This is a genomic window from Flavobacterium caseinilyticum, from assembly GCF_004349085.1.
In the GTDB taxonomy this organism is placed as follows: domain Bacteria; phylum Bacteroidota; class Bacteroidia; order Flavobacteriales; family Flavobacteriaceae; genus Flavobacterium; species Flavobacterium caseinilyticum.
The window spans coordinates 866,248-886,632 of sequence record NZ_SMFM01000001.1 but is presented as its reverse complement, the minus strand read 5'-3'; the positions used below and the strand labels follow the sequence as shown (position 1 = coordinate 886,632).

15 protein-coding genes are annotated in these 20,385 nt (G+C 36.3%); 6 read left to right on the top strand and 9 right to left on the bottom strand.

Annotated features, from left to right (window positions below; genetic code table 11):
• The first annotated feature begins 65 nt into the window (after positions 1-65).
• Together E0F89_RS03970 and E0F89_RS03965 are read left to right on the top strand one after the other, a co-directional pair.
• Positions 66-302 carry a hypothetical protein gene (locus tag E0F89_RS03970; RefSeq protein ID WP_131908543.1) on the top strand — a complete coding sequence of 79 codons (237 nt, stop codon included), beginning with the start codon at positions 66-68 and terminating at the stop codon, positions 300-302.
• Positions 284-592, top strand: a complete 309-nt coding sequence (locus E0F89_RS03965; RefSeq protein ID WP_131908542.1) for a type II toxin-antitoxin system RelE/ParE family toxin — start codon at positions 284-286, stop codon at positions 590-592. The genes E0F89_RS03970 and E0F89_RS03965 overlap by 19 nt, the downstream gene beginning before the upstream one ends.
• 60 nt (positions 593-652) lie before the next feature.
• Here the strand turns inward: E0F89_RS03965 and E0F89_RS03960 are convergent, their stop codons facing one another.
• The 4 genes from E0F89_RS03960 to E0F89_RS03945 form a co-directional block, all read right to left on the bottom strand.
• On the bottom strand, positions 653-2,650 hold the full coding sequence (locus tag E0F89_RS03960) for a TonB-copper family protein (protein ID WP_243699465.1): 1,998 nt from the start codon (positions 2,648-2,650) through the stop codon (positions 653-655).
• An 87-nt stretch (positions 2,651-2,737) separates the two neighbouring features.
• Positions 2,738-3,586, bottom strand: a complete 849-nt coding sequence (locus E0F89_RS03955) for a hypothetical protein (protein WP_131908540.1) — start codon at positions 3,584-3,586, stop codon at positions 2,738-2,740.
• Between the two features lie 134 nt (positions 3,587-3,720).
• Positions 3,721-4,095, bottom strand: a complete 375-nt coding sequence (locus E0F89_RS03950) for a hypothetical protein (RefSeq protein ID WP_243699464.1) — start codon at positions 4,093-4,095, stop codon at positions 3,721-3,723.
• A gap of 95 nt (positions 4,096-4,190) precedes the next feature.
• On the bottom strand, positions 4,191-6,005 hold the full coding sequence (locus E0F89_RS03945) for a hypothetical protein (RefSeq protein WP_131908539.1): 1,815 nt from the start codon (positions 6,003-6,005) through the stop codon (positions 4,191-4,193).
• Between the two features lie 230 nt (positions 6,006-6,235).
• On the opposite strand from E0F89_RS03945, the gene E0F89_RS03940 reads away from it, so the two are divergent.
• On the top strand, positions 6,236-6,700 hold the full coding sequence (locus E0F89_RS03940) for a hypothetical protein (RefSeq protein ID WP_131908538.1): 465 nt from the start codon (positions 6,236-6,238) through the stop codon (positions 6,698-6,700).
• A 64-nt stretch (positions 6,701-6,764) separates the two neighbouring features.
• Here the strand turns inward: E0F89_RS03940 and hemL are convergent, their stop codons facing one another.
• From hemL to E0F89_RS03915, 5 genes are all read right to left on the bottom strand, one after another.
• Positions 6,765-8,051, bottom strand: a complete 1,287-nt coding sequence (gene hemL, locus E0F89_RS03935) for a glutamate-1-semialdehyde 2,1-aminomutase (RefSeq protein ID WP_131908537.1) — start codon at positions 8,049-8,051, stop codon at positions 6,765-6,767.
• Positions 8,052-8,100: 49 nt separating this feature from the next.
• On the bottom strand, positions 8,101-9,027 hold the full coding sequence (locus E0F89_RS03930) for a glucosaminidase domain-containing protein (RefSeq protein WP_131908536.1): 927 nt from the start codon (positions 9,025-9,027) through the stop codon (positions 8,101-8,103).
• Positions 9,020-9,934: a 1-aminocyclopropane-1-carboxylate deaminase/D-cysteine desulfhydrase gene (locus tag E0F89_RS03925; RefSeq protein ID WP_243699463.1), complete on the bottom strand. Its 915-nt coding sequence runs from the start codon at positions 9,932-9,934 to the stop codon at positions 9,020-9,022. The genes E0F89_RS03930 and E0F89_RS03925 overlap by 8 nt, the downstream gene beginning before the upstream one ends.
• Positions 9,935-10,004: 70 nt before the next feature.
• Positions 10,005-11,843 (bottom strand): T9SS type A sorting domain-containing protein, encoded by a 1,839-nt coding sequence (locus E0F89_RS03920; protein WP_131908535.1) that lies wholly within the window; start codon positions 11,841-11,843, stop codon positions 10,005-10,007.
• Positions 11,844-12,304: 461 nt separating this feature from the next.
• Positions 12,305-12,646, bottom strand: coding sequence for a hypothetical protein (locus tag E0F89_RS03915; protein WP_131908534.1), 342 nt, complete (start codon positions 12,644-12,646; stop codon positions 12,305-12,307).
• A gap of 536 nt (positions 12,647-13,182) precedes the next feature.
• Between E0F89_RS03915 and E0F89_RS03910 the strand changes: the two genes are divergently transcribed.
• The 3 genes from E0F89_RS03910 to E0F89_RS03900 all read left to right on the top strand — a co-directional run bounded on the left by E0F89_RS03910 (position 13,183) and on the right by E0F89_RS03900 (position 20,343).
• Positions 13,183-17,859 (top strand): LamG-like jellyroll fold domain-containing protein, encoded by a 4,677-nt coding sequence (locus tag E0F89_RS03910; protein WP_131908533.1) that lies wholly within the window; start codon positions 13,183-13,185, stop codon positions 17,857-17,859.
• 241 nt (positions 17,860-18,100) lie between these two features.
• Positions 18,101-18,289 carry a DUF5522 domain-containing protein gene (locus E0F89_RS03905; RefSeq protein ID WP_131908532.1) on the top strand — a complete coding sequence of 63 codons (189 nt, stop codon included), beginning with the start codon at positions 18,101-18,103 and terminating at the stop codon, positions 18,287-18,289.
• Positions 18,290-18,306: 17 nt separating this feature from the next.
• Positions 18,307-20,343: a urocanate hydratase gene (locus E0F89_RS03900; protein ID WP_131908531.1), complete on the top strand. Its 2,037-nt coding sequence runs from the start codon at positions 18,307-18,309 to the stop codon at positions 20,341-20,343.
• Positions 20,344-20,385: the final 42 nt, after the last annotated feature.

The following is a 20,385-nucleotide window of genomic DNA, read 5'->3' as shown; positions in this document are numbered from 1 at the left end:
TTTTTTTATTTTGAATTAATCTCATCTAAAAAATACATAACTTTGTTATCCAAAATCATCATGCTATGAGCACTTTAGACATAAAATTGGAAATATTTGACAAACTAAAAGAGGTTGAAGATATCGCTTTGCTCAACAGGATCATGAACTTACTCAAAAATACCGACCAAACAGAAGATTATCATTTAAATGAAGACGAGTTAAATATAATACGAAAAAGCGAAGATGACATAACAGCAGGAAATGTCATCTCACAGAAACAATTGGATAAAGAAGACTTAGAATGGCTATCAAAACTGTAGTTTGGACCGACACAGCCGCTCGTCAACGAAGAAAAATATTGAAATATTGGACCAAACGAAATAAATCTTCAGCTTATTCGATAAAATTAATCCACGAAATTTCAGCGAACATACAGTATATTCTTAAAAATCCGGAAGCCTCGACCGCTACAAATTTAATTGACATCAGAACTTCAACTTTAGGAAACTACAATATTTTTTATAAAACAACCAAAAAAAATTTGATTGTTGTTGCATTTTGGGATAATCGACAAAATCCAAAAAAACTTTTACAGCTTCTAAAAAAATAGTTTAAAAGGAGCTTCAATCGAAGCTACTTTTTTTATAACAAATCATCACTCTGATACTTACTAAAACCCAAAACTAATATTCAAAAAGAAATTTCTTCCTTTCCTAGGAATATTGTTCCAATCTGAAAAAGTGGAATAATACGTATCTAAAATATTCTCTACTCCTGCTTTTACATTCCAATTGCTTTTATCAATCTGAAACGAATAACTCGCTGCGAAGTTTAAAATAGCATAATCCGGCGTTCTGTCTTCTCCATAAAAAAGACTGTGTTGCGTTTGAACTGCATTTCCCTCAACCGCGATTTCAGAGGAAAATTTATTTAGTCTATAATGCAGCGAAGAAGTGTACCGCAACGGACTTATAAAAGGTAAATTCTCTTTTTTATAGTCCTGTCCGTAACTGTAAACCAATTGCCCAGACCATTTAAAATTCTTGTCAAATTGGTATTCGATGTTCAAATCCGTATTAAAAATGACAGCATAATCCAGTGCTGTGTAGATCTTAATCCCGGTTGCGCCAATGGTCATCGGAATCAAATTCTCAGCTGGTTTACCGACGATATAATTTGAAATATGAAAATAGGAAGACGAAATTTTAGTGCTGATTTTTTGGGTTTTGTAACCAATAAAAGCATTCGCTTCAGATGATTTTTCGTTTGTTAATTCCGGGTTTCCAATATAATCGAATCGGTCAAAACTATTGAATAAATAAAATCCATATCCCTCAGAAACCGACGGAGCGCGCTCACCAAAAGCAAGTCCAAAACCATACTGAAACCCATTTTTATCGACTGTATAATTCGACGAAATGCTTTTTAAAATTCTATTTTTACTGTCTTTCATATTTGGATAAAAAATCTGCAGACTTTCTAGTCCCAACTCATCGGCAACTTTATTAAAATGATTCGAAACACTTGCTGAAAATCGCAAACTGGATTGACTGTTTAAAATGATGTTGTCTTCCAGAAACAACGCATTATAAAGTGTTCGCACATCCGGCCAGGTAAACATAAACATCAGACTTTCATTTGGATCACTTGGATACATCGTCATTTCGGCAACGGAGCGGTTGTAAAACGAATTCAAATCCACCAGAAAATGATGGCTTTTAAAAACTCCTTTGGCTTTTGAATAAAATCCATACGTATCGCTCCAGCCGGGCATATCCATATGAATAGGCACAGATGGACGTTTAGTATCATCCATAATGTGCGTGATTGTGTTGTAATAAATTTTAGTTTCCAAATTTTCAATTTTGGAAGACTTTGGAACATATTCAAATTTCAATGAAGTGATTAAAGCTTCCGCCAAAGAAACATCCATCGGAAGTGCCGGATAACCCACATCAGTTGCTTTATCATAGATTAATGAAGCTTCCAACATTTTATTTCCATCAAAAGAAAAACCAGAAGTGGCAGAAATATTGAATTTTCTAAACTGTGAATACAAAACTTCTTGATTGTTTCCTGCCGAATAATTTTCGGCATCGCGATACATGAAATCAGTATCGATATAAAAACGATTGTTTGCGTAATTGACTGCCGATCCAATAATTTTTTGATTGCCATTGCTTTCAAAACCGGAGTGCAGTGAAACATCCCAACCGGAATTTATAAATCCGCTGCGATTTCTTTTTAAATCAATAGCTCCACCAATGGTTGCCCCATGAGAACCGCCCAACTGTCCTGATGTGATTGTAGCCTCCGATAAATTAGAAACCTCAACATAAGAAGTTATCGGGTCCATTTTGTCAGTACAGGCTCCAAAAACACGCATTCCGTCAATGGTTATCAACGTTCTTTCGGTAGCCATACTGTTAATGATTGGCTCCCACGCATAACCGCCTCTCTTGATCATTCCAACTTTTCCGGACTGCTGCAAATACTCCTCGACTGTAGCCAGAGGTTTGGTTTGTTTTTGATATAATTGTGTTTTTTTTCCAATGACAATCACTTCATTTAGTTTCTTTGGCACGACCGTATCTGTAACCTGGCCTTGTGCAAAAAGAGTTATTGAGGTGAAACATAAGAGTACAAAACCGTATAATTTCTTTTTCATCATAGAAAAATTAAAAAAAGGCCAAAAGAACAGCTGTCAATGCATTTGATTTTTTTGACCTTTTTTAGTTAAGAAAATGAAATAGATTTAGAATTCTATCTCAAAATAAATACTGCTCGCCGGAACTAAATCCGTAATAGTTTCGCCTTTCAAAACAACATCAGATGCATTTAAAAGCTGTAAGTTGATTTTCCATAAACCGGTCATGGTCAATGATAATTTTCCGTGATATAATTTGTCCAAAGCGGACTGTGTTAAATCAACATTGTTTGGCGAACCATGATTTCCCATGCTTGGCATTCTTGGATCAATTTTAACTTTAAAATGATCAACAACCGGAAAACTCATCATCGATTCCATTTTATAAACACCCACAATAATGTCGTTCAGTGCCACTTTTGGATGATGTGGTTCAACATAAGCCACAATATATTTTACATTATCAGAACCTGTAAAAGTAGTCACTCTTTGCTTAGCCGAAGCCGGAACATCAATTACTGAAGTTGCCGTATATGCAGTTCCATTAACCGTGTAATCTATTTTCAAATCCCAGTATTCCGTAGCGTTTTGAGGCATTTGAAAAACAATATTTCCTCTGTATAAAGCTCCAGCAGCCGCTACTTTTTCAACTTCCGATTTTGGACACGAATGCGTCATCATAGTCATGTGCATCAGTGGCATCCAACTAACAGTCGCATTATTTACGTAATCGCCGCTTGTTTTGTCTTTAATTCTTAAACTGATTTCGTTATAACCTTGTTCTAAAGCTCCAGTGTAAGAGTACATTTCGATAGTATGGGTGGTGTTTGTGATTTCTTTGAATTTGGTCAATTCTGCCAATTCATCAACGACAGGAGTGTCGTTATCTGAGGAACATGAAGAAAACGCGAATGCGATAGCCACTACAGCCAGTATGTTTTTTAATTGAAATTTCATTTCTTTAGATTTTATTTTAAATATTAGGTATTGATTCGCAGGCAATTTCTGGAGGATTTATTTCCAAAAAATGCAAACAGAATCTGATCCGTTGTATAAAACGGATTACTAAAAGCACACTATGTGCCTAAAATTTAAGAAATGAAAGTGGGTGGGTGAAATACAGAAGCACTATTCAAGTGAAAGTATAAATTAGAATAGTATGGGTTTAATTTTTCTGTGGTACCAAAACAAACGGGTACAATTTCGAAGGATTTAATTTCCTCAAATATAATTACGTCAAGTATTGAAGCAGTTCCTTTTTTATCTGAAGAAAGCGGCGTTTCAGCATCAGAAGCTTTGGCCAATTCTTTCATCAAATGACATTTTCCGTTACATTCCAATTTAGGCTTATCCTTGTTGATACAAAGCACTTTTGAAATGTATTCATAATTCACGACATACTCTAAAACCGGAAGAATTGGCTTTATAAGCATGATTAATACAATTATGAATATGATTTTTTTCACGGCGCAAATTTACAACATCATGGAGTATAAAAATAGTTTTGAATAGAATAATCTTCAATAAAATCATTCTATTCAAAACCTACTACTTCGAGGCTTTACGCCAATTTCAGTACGGGAATTTCGATCTCATTTAATTCCATTCTATACGAAATGAACTGACTGAAAATCTCTTTTTTAGTGCTTTCAAAAAAAGGAGTTGTTGAAAATAAATCTTCATAATATCCAATTCCGAGAAGCAAATTATTTTTAAACGAATTCCATTTTTTAATTTGTCCCACAGTGATTTCTTCAGTAACTGATGAAATTTCATTTTTCAGATAATCCAAATACATTTTTAACTCCTTCACAAACAAATTTGGTCGATCAGTAACTGACAATACAGTTGCGTTTCCGTAAATATGCTGCACCATTTTAGACAATGAAACCTCTTGGTCAAAATAAGCCATATTGGGTCCTGGACAAATGATTACACCCTGCGCCTGCCCTTTTATCGCAATGTCATTTTCAAGATACGAAGCATTGGCTAAACCCACACAAAGACAGGCTTTCTCCGTAATACTGTTTTTCTTTTTTTCGAAAATTTCAGCAGTTAAAATATGTTTTTCAAGAAGCAATTCTTCCAGTTTCAAGTCTTGGTATTTCTTGGAAGAGGTACAAATTCCTTTCGCATCGTATTCTTTGCTTAGCGCCAAAAATCGTTTTGGACATGAACTCCCCGCTTTGCTTTCCTCAATACGTTTCATTTTCAATTTTTCATTCGTTGTTCCTCGTAACGTATTGAAAGGAATTCCCAACGGCGAAATATGACTTAGATACAAATCATCTTCTTTGGCTCCAGCCAATAATGTTCTGGTGTGCTCGTCTACCGATGTAGCTTCAGGCACCAATAAAAAAGGCGAACCCCAACCCACAGAATCAACGTTGTATTCCTCGATTAAAAAATCGTGTTCTTTAGCAGTTCCTACGCCGCCTTGAACCGTGATTTTTAAATCCAAAGGTTGTTCTGGAACATGCATTTCTTTTTGTCCCAATGCTTTCACCATCAACTCATGCGCAGATTGAATCAATTGCTCTTTTTTCTGTTTGAATTCTTCCAAAATTGGTCCTAATAAATATCCTTCGGTGGCAAAAGCGTGACCGCCACAATTCAGTCCGGATTCGATTCGATATTCAGAAACCCAAAGACCTTTTTTAGCCAAAAAATTTCCTTGAATCATCGCCGAACGAAAGTCGCTAACTTTAAGTGTAATTTTCTTTTTCAGTGTATTATTCGCATCAGGAAAGAAAGCCGAAAAACTTTCGAAATAGCTGTATAATCTTGGATTCATCCCCGCCGATAAAACTACCGAAGATTCTAATGTACTGTTCACAAACCCACGAAGCGCGGCATGTGCATCATTAAAAATAATTGGCAATTGTTCGTCTTTGATAAAATTATCCTTATCCAATTTGGTCATAATATTGACGTCAATATCGCCCGGATAGAGATTTTTCTCCAAATAATTTTTGATGTTTTCTTTGAAAGCAAAACCGTCTTCCATCAAGTTTTGCAAACCCGCTTTAATTTCTGATTTGTTGGGCAAAATGGCGATGTAATTTTCCAAAGCTGATTTGCTTTCGGATAATTCCGTTTTGAAATTTTCGAATTTTTCCTTCACGATTTTGTCTACCAAATTCAAGTAGGAAGTAATACGTTCTGCTCGATAATCATGTATTTTTTGCGTAATTTCCTGATACGGTAAATCGAATTTCCTGCTGTAAAAAGCATTCATTTTTTCGATAAGTTCATCATCCATTATTGAAATCACGGACGAAATTCCATACTTCGCCACTCGTATCGGACTATCAATCGTATAAGCAAGTCCCATAACCGGGATATGAAAAGTATGAAGTGGTTTAACTGTTGTCATGCTAAATGATTTAAATAAATAAACCACAAAAATCCAGAAAGATTACGGAATAAAAACTGATAAATATCATGCTTTAGCTTGGAACAGAATTGTGGCAGCACTGTATTTTAAAAAACAAATTCAGTTTTAAAGTTTTATTCCATTTTAAAACCAAACAATAAACTTTTGTTAACGTTTAAACTTTTAAGGAATCTTCTTGTCTTATCATTATAAAACTTAAAACACTACAAATGAAAAAATTATTTATCGTTGCATTATTAGTTGTCGGATTGACAAGCTTTGCACAAGAAAGAAAAGCAAGACCGGAAAAAGCAAGAATGGAGCAAATGACGTCAGAGCAAAGAAACCAGCTGCACTTAAAAAAGATGGCTTTGGACTTAGACTTAAGTGCATCGCAGCAAAGAGAAATGAGTAAAATCATCGCTGAACAAAGCGCCACAAGAGACGCTAGAATGGCAGAGCGAAAAGCGAACAGAAATTCCGTTAAAAAACAACTTACTGCAAACGAACGATTTGCTAAGAAAAATCAAATGTTAGATGAGCAAATTGTGATGAAAGAAAGAATGAAGAAAATTCTTTCAGCTGACCAATACAAAAAATGGGAAAACATGAAAGGAAAAAGACATCAGGGAATGAAAAAAAGAATGATGCACAAAAAGGACAGGAAAGCAGCAAAAATGGGTGACAAAAAATAATCCATTCACTTGAAATATTTCATCTTATTTCATAAAAAAGCCCCAAATTGGGGCTTTTTTACGCTTAAAATGTTTTTGAAACTTTATCTATCGCTCGAATGGTAAAATCTAAATCTTCGTAGGTTAAGGCATCGGTAATAAACCACGTTTCATATGCTGATGGCGCAATATAAATTCCTTCCTGCAACAATCCGTGGAAGAATTTCTTGAAGGTATCGTTATCGCCGTTTGCGGCCGTTTGAAAATCTACAACCGGAGCAGCATCAAAATGAACCGAGATCATCGATCCAATGCTGTTGATGGTAAAAAGAATATTATTTGCTGTAAGCACTTTATCAATTCCTGCAGCCAAATAGGCTGTTTTCTCTTCTAATCTTTGAAAAATAGCACGATCACTGTCTAAAGCTTGTAACATTGCTAATCCTGCTGCCATTGCCAATGGATTCCCTGACAATGTTCCTGCCTGATAAACGGGACCCAAAGGAGCCAAATAATTCATAATTTCTTCACGCGCAGCAAAAGCACCAACAGGCAATCCTCCGCCAATTACTTTCCCAAAACAAACAATATCAGCCGCTACATTAGACAATTCCTGAACACCACCGGCGGCGAGTCTGAAACCAGTCATAACCTCATCAAAAATCAATAGAATTCCGTTATCAGTACACAATTGGCGCAAGCCTTCCAAAAAGCCTTTATTAGGCGGAATACAGCCCATATTCCCCGCAACAGGCTCTACGATGATGGCAGCGATTTCATTTTTATTTGCTTCGATTAAAGTGGCTACATTTTCTAAATCATTGTATCGTGCCAGCAAAGTATCTTTGGCCGTTCCTGCAGTAACTCCAGGACTGTTTGGTGAACCAAAAGTAATTGCTCCACTTCCGGCCTGAATTAAAAACGAATCCGAATGACCGTGATAACAACCTGCGAATTTTATTATTTTATCTTTTTTGGTAAATCCGCGAGCCAGTCTTACAGCGCTCATACAGGCTTCGGTACCGGAGTTTACAAATCTGATTTTATCGATATTTGGAACCATCGCTACCGCTAAAGCTGCAATTTGCGTTTCCAATTCTGTTGGCATTCCAAACGAGGTTCCCAACTTCGCTTTTTCTATCACGGCTTGTACAACCGGTTCGTAAGCGTGTCCTAAAATCATCGGTCCCCAAGAATTGATATAGTCTATCAAACGGTTTCCATCTTCATCATACAAATAAGCACCTTTGGCACTTTTGACAAAAATTGGAGTTCCACCCACGGCTTTAAAAGCTCTTACTGGTGAATTTACACCTCCCGGAATTACTTTTTCTGCTTCAGCAAAAAGCTGACTGCTTCTTTTATATAACATTTTAAAATTTGTATTTTTAATTGGTCATTTCAAAAATAGACAACTATTGTTAAATCTTCAACTGTTGTCCAATCGAAAGTCCGTTCTGTACCAGATTATTTTTTTTCTTTAACTCTTTAATATCTAAATTGAATTTTTTTGAAATAGAATATAGCGTGTCTCCTTTTTGAACCACATATGAAATCAAATCCCTATTTAAATTTATTTTTGAATTTTTTGGTTCAACTTTTAAGTCTTCAACCATTCGATTGGGTTTCGAAACATAATCTACCCCTAAAACCTGATTGTCAAATTGATCTAATTTATATCGCTGGATGTAGGAAATCAACTTATCCGGGTATTTGGGGTCTGTTGCATAGCCTGCGGCTCTAAGTCCTCTCGCCCATGCTTTATAATCGTCTTTTGAAAAAGCAAATAATTTAGAATACCTACTTCTTCCCGTTAGGAACAGTGCGTGATCTTTGAAGGATTCCGATACGTTATCATACTTCCTGAAACATTCCTGAGCTGCATCGTCATCGTGTTTTACACTTTCACCAGCCCAGCCTTCATGGCATTTTATACCAAAATGATTATTAGCTGTTATCGCTAAATCTCCTCTTCCCGCACCAGATTCTAATATTCCCTGAGCTAAAACAATACTGGCAGGAATACCATACATTTTCATGTTATCCATTGCAATATCTTTAAATTTAGCAATATAGTTAGCCACAACATCACTACTAACAACGGTTTGCGAAGTGGAAACTATCACTTCAGTTACCTGATTTTTATAGACTTCTTTGGGCGGATTGGCCGGCTTTTTTAAAGGGGTATTTGTAACTATTGTTTTAGTTGAGACTGGTTTTTTACCACCACGGACTATTTCCGTTTTTGGTTTTAAAGGTGCTTTTTTTGTCGTTATAATAACTGGTTTTGCGGCGTTACAGCCTACCATAATTATTGCTATTACAAGTAGTAGAATTTTTTTAACCATTGATATCGATTGTTGGTAATTGTTTGTTTCTTAATTTCATATTCATCCCCTGAATTCCTTGGATTCCACCTGTATGAATTAGTAAAATTTTTGAGTGTGCAGGGAAATAATTCTTCTTTATCAAGTCTATAACGCCAAAAACCATCTTTCCAGTATATATTGGATCCAAAGGAATTTGATTTTCCAGATTAAATTGATTGATGAACTCTATTAATGCCGCATTTACTTTCCCATATCCGCCAAAATGATAGTCCGTAACTAGCTCCCAATTCTCATTTTGGACAAAAATACGGATTTCCTTTTTTAAAAAATCACCTTTTAGAGCGGGAAATCCTAAAACTTTTTGATGAGGCAAAACACTGTTTATAATTCCCGAAATAGTACCTCCAGTACCTATTGAACAACAAATATAATCAAATTCAGCATCATCTTTAGTTAAAATTTCCTGACAGCCTTTGATTGCCAATTCATTGGTACCTCCTTCTGGAATCAGATAAAAATGACCAAACTTTTGTTTTAAATTTTCTAAAAAAGAAACCTCACTTTTCAAACGGTAGTCCACTCTTGAAATAAATTCAAGCTGCATGCCACATTTTTGAGCGAATGACAATGTTGGATTTTCCGATACTTTATCTTCTAATTCGTCTCCTCGAATCATACCGATAGTTTTGAAACCTTTCTCCTTCCCAGCAAAAGCTACAGCGGCAATATGATTGGAAAAAGCACCGCCAAAAGTAAGTAGTGTTTGGTGATTTTCTATTTTGGCCTGCAGCAAATTGTACTTCAGCTTTCTGAACTTATTCCCGGAAACAAAGGGATGAATCAAATCTTCCCTTTTAATATGAATTTCAATTGAATTCGGAAATTGTGTTTTTATCGGTTGATTCAAAATGAGTAAATTTGGCACAAAGATAAAATTTTTTACTACTAAAAATACAAACCCAATGGATTGCTTTAGTTTTCATCGGCATACCATATCAATTTTTAATGATGATTTTTTGCCCCATCTCAATCTTATCTGTCGTGATGACTTTTACGATGTAAATACCGCTACTAAGCCCCGAAGTTGAAAAAGTATAAGACGGGTTCACACCCAAATCTTTTTTATTAAAAATCAACTTCCCCGCCACATCGTACAAGCCGCAAGTAGAAATATCCATTAGCAAAGGGTTATCAATTGTTAGGCTTTTAGTGGTGTTATTTTGATAAACAATAAAACTTTGGCTTTTGATATCTTCAACATCTAAAGTTGTATTAGTTTTAAAAGTGATTTCAAATTGTGTATTATTCACGCCGGCCGGCAGCGTCAAATCGTAGAAATTGTTTTTAATATCATGAAATAAATCCGTCTTTTTATCATGTAAGTAAACTTGATTGACAGCGGCGCAGTTCACGATTTCATTTACCGTAATCTTATAATTAGCCTGTAACTTGTTTTTAAAACCAATTTGAATCTTTTTATCAATATCAAAATTCGTAGCGTTGATTACGTACTCACCGTTCTCTATAACAAAATAAACATCCGCAGGAGAATCGGCGCTTGGCGACATTGCATCCAATGCACGATCAACTCCATCAGTCGCTTCTGGAATAAATGCCAAAACAATTTGACGGATTCCTTCGTTGTTCATCAGCGTGTTAAACCTTATCTGCGGCGTTGGCTCGGTGCTTACAGTCCTGTAATCAAAACCGGATACGGATTGTATCGATGAAAGATATCCGGATTTACTCTTGTTTTTATCGAACACTACAATTTTTTCAAATTGAGAAGCATTTGCCGCGTTTTCCTTAACAAATACTCTATAATTATTTTTCATTGTAACGGTGCCGTTAGTTACACCATCAATCATGAAACCCTGCCCAATAGGACAAAAACGTCTTTGATAAATTGCTCCTTTTGTCCCTGAATCCGCTCCTGTATTTCCTGAATTATCATAGGTATAATAAGTCGCCGGAACATAGATCCCATTGCTTCCCATTGAGCCCGGTGAGAAAGCACCGTATCCTCCTTTATATTGGGCAATGTAGTGCGTATTTACTGTTTTATCATGTTCCCAGAAATAAGCAATTCCTGTGCAATTTACCTCATTAAGCAAAAAAGCAGATAAATCAATTGCTGATGGATAGGGATTCCCTGTTAAAGTAAATTTCCCGATTGCCACCGGTATAGAAATAGTCCCATCATTTGGTTTACCTCTAAAATCGTAGCGCTGTTTATTTCCAGGGTTATTTTGCACACCGTCTAAGGTAAAATAATTGGTTCCCGAAGTCCCTTTCATCGTAAATCCTTCACCGGGATTCAGATTTGCGCTCGAACCAACTTGAACCCAATCATAGTAACTAGACGACGCCGATAATTTATTGATCCAATGAGGCGCTATTGCTAATGGACTTGCAGTACCGTTATAGTTATTCATTGGTAATATAGTTGGCTCCTTAAAAGTGATTAATCCGTCAATATCCTTAAGTTGCTGAATCCCGAACTTCGAATTCCCTTCGGTATCAGTAGAACCTCCAACAGGAGAACACCAGTAATTAAATTGGAAATTATTTGTGGTTCCTTCTTGAAAAACAGATAAGTTACCGAGCCCTTTATTTGTTCCCAAAGTCGTGGAGCCCTGGATCAACTGCGCATCCTTCCTTAAGTAAAAATTGCTCGTGACTGCTTTAAGTTCCAATTGCTGTTTAATAAAAACAACTTCGTTATTTGCAAATAAATAACTATCAGGACTAACAAATATCTGGGCATGAATGCTGATTTGAAACAAAAATCCAACAATAATCAAAAGCGGTCTTTTAAGTTGTTTTGATTTCATAAGCGTTGTAGTAATTTAATTTTTTTGATACTTCCTTTCCTTATCCTTAAGCATTCAACAACATTTTTTGTTTTAAAATGAAATTTTCATTAGCTATAAAAAACTTGTCCAGCACATGGCAAAGTGGCATTTTTATAAAAGAAAAAATGATTTTGATGACACTATTGTTTAAAACTACAAAAAAACAATACGACTAGTCCTTATTATATCGATAAAAAGTACAAATCATCGTTTAAATACATTATTTTGTATTTTAAATATATACTTTCCTACAATTAAAAAAAAAGAAAAAGAAATGGAATTTTGAACTGAAATTTTCAAGAAAAATCTTTGAATGATTGGATTTAAATCTTTTACAGTATTTCTTTTGATCTATGAAACGTAAACGTTCCACCAATCGATAAAATAAGTCACCGCTCCCGAACCTGCTGATTAATCCATAAAGTAATCTAAAATAGAAGCTACTCCTTTTTTAAATACAAGTGATTCCAAAATTGTAAAAAAGATCGATTTTTCAAATAATCTAAATTTGATTCATTCCAATACGCTTCCCGCTCGAAACTAATATTTCTGTAAGCCAAATTTGCATTTTTATACTGAAACAAGCGAACAAGATATTCTAACAGATACCAAATAAAAAAAGGAAGTATTAATAATTCTGTCTGCTGGCGAAGATGAATTTTCTCGTGATTGACAAAAACTCTATTTTCTTTATCTTCTGGGAATTTTACAAATACAAAAGGAAATAGCGTTAACCCACGAAATCCTTTTGGAATTAAATATTTAGCAACAATCAGCAACATTGGGTAAAGAGTTTTATAAAAATTCTAATAATAAGTAAGCAAAGTACAAAAACATTTGGTATTCTAAGTATAGCCAAAGCAAAACAGCTCTTTTTTTTACTCTCGCAGGAACCGATAACAGTAAAAAAACGCAAATTAAAAATTTATTTTTTTTACTATTTGAATGCATAATCTGCTGTTTCTGTTACTGTTTAACATTTTTTTAAAAACTTCTGATCTTACAAATATTTGAATACAAAAATAATTCCACAACGAAATGCATTCTTTTATCGATGAAAAATGCCTTACAACGACTTTTTCTGCTTTTCGTCGGATTTTTTTGTCACATAAACGACAACAGGGTAAATTTCTCGCGATTATGACCAACCAATATTAAACCTAAACCTACCTTGAAACAAAAATACTTATTCGGAAATACTGATTATCTAAAACTTGCAGCAAATAATGATGCTAATTCTTCTTTAAAAAAGCAAAATAATTTCCACTCTATAATTTCCTTTTTCAGTTTGCTACTAATATTTTTAATATCAAACAGCATGACTGCGCAAACTAAGGTAGCCTACACCTCAAGTGGCACATGGACGTGCCCAGCAGGAGTTACTTCAATTACAGTAGAGGCATGGGGAGCCGGAGGCGGTGGAACCATTGGAGCAGCAGCAAAAGGATACACAGGCGGTGGTGGTGGTGGTGGTGCCTATGCTAAACTAAATACTGTTACTGTGACTCCTGGAACAGTGTACAATTTTACGGTGGGCGGAGCAAGTACTTACAACAATGATGGCGCAACTACAACAGGCGTTTTTGGTGGTCAAACTATCAAAGCAGTTGGAGGCTCAAAAGGTGGAACTGTAGGACTAATTTCAGTTGGTGGAGTAGGTGGCGACAGAATATTATGTTTAGGTGATGTAAGATTTAGCGGAGGAAATGGCGGAACAAGTAATGGAGATTCGAGTGGTCCAGGTGCAGGTGCAGGCGGTGGCGGCGGCGGCGGCGCAGGAAGTACGGCGAATGGGGCGAATGGTAATAGTGCTCTAAACACATCTACTGGAGGTGCCGCAGGCGCAGCAACTAACTTCAACGGTGGAGCAGGTGGCGATGGGGGAAATAGCAGAAATGCAGGTCAACCCGGATCAACTTCTGGCTTTGGTGGTGGTGGTGGTGGAAGCGGGGATCTAAATGGTGCTGGTTTTGTTACCCGAGCTGGTGGAGGTCAAAACGGAGCTATTATTATTACGTTAATTTTACCCTATGGTCCAGGTGGAGTTACCAGTAATTTACAACTTTGGTTGCGATCGGATTTATTAGACGGCACAACTTCTGTTGCTGATAACACAGCCGTTGGAACCTGGAAAACGCAAGCATTGGGTGATAACGCAATTAATCCTTTAACATTGAGTGCTCCGATATATCGTAACAATGTGAACTCTAATATTAATTTTAATTCCGTTGTTGATTTTACAAATACAACCACTAATCTCACAGCGGTATTCAATAATCCGGAAGACGGAAGGAAATACTTAAAAGGAGCTAAAGGTTTCTATAGCCAAGAGATGTTCGTTGTTACAATACCTAATAGCCCCGTATCTTCGGCAACAAGAAAAATGGATTTGTTTTGTGGCGATAATTCAGGGTTAAACGATTATGACGATACGGGTATCGGTTTCGGAAATTATACTCCTCGATGGACAAATGAGGCAATAACATATGCAACGGGAACTTCTTCAGGATATTCAGTAGTTACGGCCAACTCTCACAATGTCGCAGCTATCATCAGCGCAAGAAACAACAGTGCCGCAACTGCTCAAGAACTTTATTATAATGGAAGTGATCTTACTCCTTTATCCTCTGGAACATTTTCAAATGTAACCAATAGCCAGTACTGGATTGGACGTAGTAAAGCATACACTGGAAATTTAGATGCAAGAGTTGCTGAAGTAATTACATACGATTCTAGGGCGACCAATGCGGAACGAAGTAATATACGCAGCTATTTAGCAATAAAATATGGGATTACTTTGGGAGTCAATGGCACTTCCATGAACTACACGAACTCTTCAGGAACAGCTATTTGGGACGCTACAGCAACTGGATATAATTATGACATTACTGGGATTGGTAGAGATGATATCACAAAATTAACGCAAAGACAATCAAAAAGTATCAATACAACTGATGATATAACCATTGGTTTAGGAACGATTGCCGCAACAAATACGGCAAATACCAACAACTTTAATACCGATAAAACTTTCTTAGTTTGGGGAAATAACCAAGGGGCATTGACAGCTCAATCCGTTGTTGTCAATATTAGTTCTGGAATTACTTCACCAGCGGCACTAGTGACAGATGTAAGTTATAAAACAATTATCAGAAAATGGAAAGTCGTTGAAACAGGCGGTGACATTTCTACTTGTAAAATCTCAATTCCTACAAGTATGCTTGCTTCTACCAATACACCCGCAGTAACTCCAGGAGATTACATGATGTTCATATCAAACTCTCCTACTTTTGACTCTACTGCCGAAACTCGTATCATGACGGTAAATGGGTCAAATCTTGAAACTAACTATAACTTTGATGGCACAAAATACATCACTTTTGGTTTTGCACCAGAGAGAACTTTTGAAAGATGCATACAATTTGATGGTATTAATGATTATCTGGATTCCGGAAATGTATTGAATCTTAATAATTCATTTACAGTTTCGGCATGGATAAACAGCACTCGCACGAACCAAACCATACTTTCAAAAAGAAACAGTGCCTTTACTCAGGGATATGATTTAAGCATAAATAGCGCTGGAAAAGCAGAGATGAGCTGGTTTGTTGGTGGAGTGAAAAAAATCATCACTTCATACGCAGTAATTCCCTTAGGAATCTGGCATCATATAGGAGTAACTTTTGATGGTATTACTGCTAAAATGTATATAGATGGTGTAAACAGAATAAGTTTACCTTTAGACGGTACCCCAACAGCCACAACGAACTCTTTCCTTATAGGTGCAGCAGATGGAATATCTAAAACCTCTTTTTTTAAAGGATCTATTGATGAAGTGCGTATCTGGAAAGTAGCACTTACTGCTGCACAATTTCGCTATGTGATGAATCAGGAAATAGTAAGCAACGCTACCTTTACTAATGGAGTTGTTGTACCCAATACGATAACATTAAATGACATACGTCTCATTCCATGGGCAGACCTGAATGCTTATTATCCTATGTCTACCTATTCCTTTACAAATGCAAAAGATAATTCTAGTTATGGTTTAACAGCAGCATTGAGAAATATTAATACTGTTGATTTACAAACAGCTCCCCTACCTTACGAATCAGCAGGAACTGGAAATTGGGAAACTGTAGGAATCTGGAAAAATAGCACCTTCCAAGATTTACCTAACAGTGTTTCAATAGAAGACCCTACTCCATCTGGTGTACCACCACCTGGATTATCGTTTACTGTTGATTGGAATATAGTAAAAGTTAAAGATTCTCATAAGGTAACCTCAATAGGAAATAAAAAGTTTTTAGGTCTAATTGTTGAACCAACTGCAAAATTAATAGCAACAACCAGTGGAGAATCACAAACTGATGGTACAAAAATTGAGGTCTCCCATTACTTAAGATTAGACGGACAAATTGATTTGGTAGGAAGATCACAATTGGTACAAACCGAAGGAAGTGATTTGGAGGTAGCAAGTAATGGCTTTATAGAAAGAGACCAGCAAGGACAAAAAAGCATCTACAATTATAATTATTGGAGTTCTCCTGTGGGTGCAATTAACAATACGACTAATAATAATTCCTTTACCGTGAAAAGCGTTTTACGAGACGGCACGATTCCAGCTGCACCAGTTGCAATTAATTGGACTTCTGGATATAATGGAAAGCCAGGTCCTCCAATTAGTTTAGCGGGCTATTGGATTTTTAAATTTGACAATAAACCTAATGCTTATGCTAGCTGGACTCAATTAGGAGAAAACGGTTTGTTATCAACAGGTAAAGGATTTACATTAAAAGGAAGCGGAGCTACTACTGCAAATCAGAATTATACTTTTGTAGGCAAGCCAAATAATGGAACAATTACAATTTCGGTTGGAGCCGGCCAGACATCACTTATAGGAAACCCCTATTCTTCTGCCTTAGACGCTAATGCATTTTTAAACGCTAATAAGAATTATATAGATGGTGCGATTTATTTTTGGGAACATTTCGATACTAATACTTCTCATAATTTAGCTAGCTACCAAGGAGGTTATGCAACCAGAAATTATACTGGAGGAACTAAGGCTCTAGCGTTAGGTGGTTTAATTAGCACATCAGGGCAAACGTCTAAAGAATACCCTAACCAATTTATTCCTGTTGGCCAAGGCTTTTTTGTTACTGGGAGTGCTACAGGAGGTTCGGTCGCTTTTAATAATAGCCAAAGAGCGTTTTTTAAGGAAGATAATTCAGCAGCATCCCAAACAATGTACCGAATTCCAAAAAGACAAAAAGGTTTAGACCATTGGACAGATACTAGTGATGACCAGATAAAAAGAGACACGTATAAAAGAGTTCGTCTGGGTTATAATTTTACTAACGGTTACCATCGCCAGGTATTATTAGGTTTTATGGAAGATAAAGCTACAAGCGGTATCGACTATGGTTACGATGCATTAAATGCTGACAATTTTCCCAATGACATGTATTTATTGAATGGGGATAACCAACTAATAATTCAGGGAGAGGGCTACTTCGATGATAATGCTTCCTACCCGATTGGTGTTAAAACAGATGCACAAGGAAAAGTATCTTTTGTTATAGATGCCTTAGAAAATTTTGATGAAAACCAGCCTATTTTCATTTATGATAAAACAGATGACAGCTATCATAATATAAAAGATACTTTGTACGAAGTAGAACTGCCCGCAGGAACTTTTAACGATCGTTTCGCACTTCGTTTTACCAACAAGACATTAGGAACAAATACCTTTAATTTATCAAAAATTAATGAGGTAAATGTGATTGTCAATCAAAATGTCACTGTTCAATCTTTTAACCAATTGATAAAAAATATTACAGTATATGATTTACTAGGAAGAAAAATAGATAGTTATAAAAAGGTAAATGCTTTAAAATATACTTTGAATAATTTAAACAAAATGACTGCCGGATTGATTGTGAAAATCACATTAGAAGATAACGCCGAAGTTTCCAAAAAAATAATATATTAAAAAAAAAATCATAACAGTCAAAGCCACTTCTAACTGAGTGGCTTTTTTTTTGAAAAATTTGAAAGTATTCACGACAATTTGATTTTACTCAAAAATAGCAAAGGAATCATTCTAACTTAGATTTTAAAATTTATAAATTTGTAATGATAAAATAGTTCTATTTAATGAAAAACTTAATCGTTTGAGTTGACTATATCAGCTATTTAATCCAAATAAATTTTACAATTGAATAAGCCCAAATATGATTGACGAAAGTAATGAAAATAAATTGATAGAAGGGGAAGATTTCTATTATACACCTGAGGGCTACAAATGTTTTACTGAAAAACACCATTTAAAACGGGGTTATTGCTGTAAGAGTGGATGTCGTCATTGTCCGTATGAAAGCCCCTTAACCCCTAAAGGAGGGAAAAGAAGAGATTACGAATAATAAAAGCTTGCAATACTATGAATAATTCACCCCAAATAGCTACTAACGCGATTACCTCTTTGGGCGTTAAGGCGCATTTTCAAGAACAAATACAACAAGGAATCCCTTCGGTTTTACCAAAACCAAAACCGTACGAAACAGATATCAATCACGCACCAAAGCGCAAAGAAATCCTTTCTTCAGAAGAAAAAAAATTGGCTTTACGCAATGCCTTACGCTATTTTGAACAGCAACATCACCCTGAATTAATCAAAGAATTTTCAGAAGAATTGGAAACTTATGGCCGGATTTATATGTACCGTTTACGTCCGGATTATAAAATGTATGCGCGACCAATAACTGAATATCCAGGAAAATGCGAACAGGCGAAAGCGATTATGCTGATGATTCAAAACAATTTGGATAATGCCGTGGCACAACATCCCCATGAATTGATTACTTATGGTGGCAATGGAGCCGTTTTTCAAAACTGGGCACAGTATCTGTTGACGATGCAGTACTTATCTGAAATGACCGATGAGCAAACCTTAACCATGTATTCAGGGCATCCAATGGGATTATTTCCTTCCCATAAAGAAGCGCCACGAGTTGTAGTTACTAACGGAATGGTAATTCCTAATTATTCTAAACCGGACGACTGGGAAAAAATGAATGCATTGGGCGTTTCTCAATACGGACAAATGACGGCAGGAAGTTATATGTACATAGGTCCGCAAGGTATTGTACACGGAACAACCATTACGGTTTTGAATGGTTTTCGTAAAATAAAACGCAGTCCAAAAGGGGGTTTATTTGTCACCTCTGGATTGGGCGGAATGTCTGGTGCGCAACCAAAAGCGGGAAATATTGCCGGTTGCATCACTGTTTGTGCCGAAGTAAACTCAAAAATAACGCACATTCGCCACAGTCAGGGATGGATCAATGAAGTCATTGAAAACGTAGATGAGTTAGTGAAAAGAGTCGCTTTGGCGCAAGCCAATAATGAAATTGTTTCCATCGGATATCTCGGAAATGTGGTTGATGTTTGGGAAAAATTTGATAATGAAAACATCCATATCGATTTAGGTTCTGACCAAACTTCCTTGCATAATCCATGGGCGGGCGGTTATTATCCTGCTGATATTTCCTTTGAAGAAGCGAATATAATGATGGCTGAAAAACCTGATTTGTTTAAAATAAAAGTTCAAGAAACATTACGCCGTCATACGACCGCTATCAATAAACATACTGCCAAAGGAACGTATTTCTTTGATTACGGAAATGCTTTTTTACTGGAAGCTTCCCGCGCCGGTGCTGATGTTATGGCGGAAAATCATATCGATTTCAGGTATCCGAGTTATGTACAGGACATTATGGGACCCATGTGTTTTGATTACGGTTTTGGCCCTTTTCGATGGGTTTGTGCTTCGGGGAAACCAGAAGATTTAGCCAAAACAGATGTAATTGCCTGCCAGGTTTTAGAAGAAATGGTAAAGTCTGCTCCTAAAGAAATTCAACAGCAAATGCAGGATAATATTCACTGGATAAAAGGCGCTCAGGAAAACAAATTGGTTGTGGGTTCTCAAGCCAGAATACTTTATGCGGATGCTGAAGGACGTGTAAAAATTGCCGAAGCATTTAATCAGGCTATTGCCAAAGGCGAAATAGGAACTATCGTTTTAGGACGTGATCACCATGATGTTTCCGGCACCGATTCTCCATACAGAGAAACTTCAAATATCTACGACGGCTCCCGTTTTACAGCTGATATGGCGATTCAAAACGTCATTGGAGACAGTTTTCGCGGCGCCACTTGGGTTTCCATTCATAATGGCGGAGGAGTTGGCTGGGGAGAGGTAATTAACGGTGGATTTGGTATGGTTCTTGATGGATCTAAAGAAGCTTCAAAACGTTTAGCATCAATGCTTTTCTGGGATGTCAACAACGGAATTTCCCGAAGAAGCTGGGCTCGAAATGAAGGTGCTATCTTTGCTATTAAAAGAGCGATGGAGAACCAACCCTTATTGAAAGTGACTATCCCTAACGAAGTAGCCGACAATTTGTTGGATTTTTAAAAATTTGAACGTATCTTTAAGAACATTTAGTAATTTAATAAT

Bases quoted from the DNA above. Each gene is read 5' to 3' on its own strand.
- E0F89_RS03970 (WP_131908543.1), top strand. From the start codon at position 66: ATGAGCACTTTAGACATAAAATTGGAAATATTTGACAAACTAAAAGAG.
- E0F89_RS03965 (WP_131908542.1), top strand. From the start codon at position 284: ATGGCTATCAAAACTGTAGTTTGGACCGACACAGCCGCTCGTCAACGA.
- E0F89_RS03960 (WP_243699465.1), bottom strand. From the start codon at position 2,650: ATGAAAAAGAAATTATACGGTTTTGTACTCTTATGTTTCACCTCAATA.
- E0F89_RS03955 (WP_131908540.1), bottom strand. From the start codon at position 3,586: ATGAAATTTCAATTAAAAAACATACTGGCTGTAGTGGCTATCGCATTC.
- E0F89_RS03945 (WP_131908539.1), bottom strand. From the start codon at position 6,005: ATGACAACAGTTAAACCACTTCATACTTTTCATATCCCGGTTATGGGA.
- E0F89_RS03940 (WP_131908538.1), top strand. From the start codon at position 6,236: ATGAAAAAATTATTTATCGTTGCATTATTAGTTGTCGGATTGACAAGC.
- hemL (WP_131908537.1), bottom strand. From the start codon at position 8,051: ATGTTATATAAAAGAAGCAGTCAGCTTTTTGCTGAAGCAGAAAAAGTA.
- E0F89_RS03930 (WP_131908536.1), bottom strand. From the start codon at position 9,027: ATGGTTAAAAAAATTCTACTACTTGTAATAGCAATAATTATGGTAGGC.
- E0F89_RS03920 (WP_131908535.1), bottom strand. From the start codon at position 11,843: ATGAAATCAAAACAACTTAAAAGACCGCTTTTGATTATTGTTGGATTT.
- E0F89_RS03915 (WP_131908534.1), bottom strand. From the start codon at position 12,646: ATGTTGCTGATTGTTGCTAAATATTTAATTCCAAAAGGATTTCGTGGG.
- E0F89_RS03910 (WP_131908533.1), top strand. From the start codon at position 13,183: ATGACTGCGCAAACTAAGGTAGCCTACACCTCAAGTGGCACATGGACG.
- E0F89_RS03905 (WP_131908532.1), top strand. From the start codon at position 18,101: ATGATTGACGAAAGTAATGAAAATAAATTGATAGAAGGGGAAGATTTC.
- E0F89_RS03900 (WP_131908531.1), top strand. From the start codon at position 18,307: ATGAATAATTCACCCCAAATAGCTACTAACGCGATTACCTCTTTGGGC.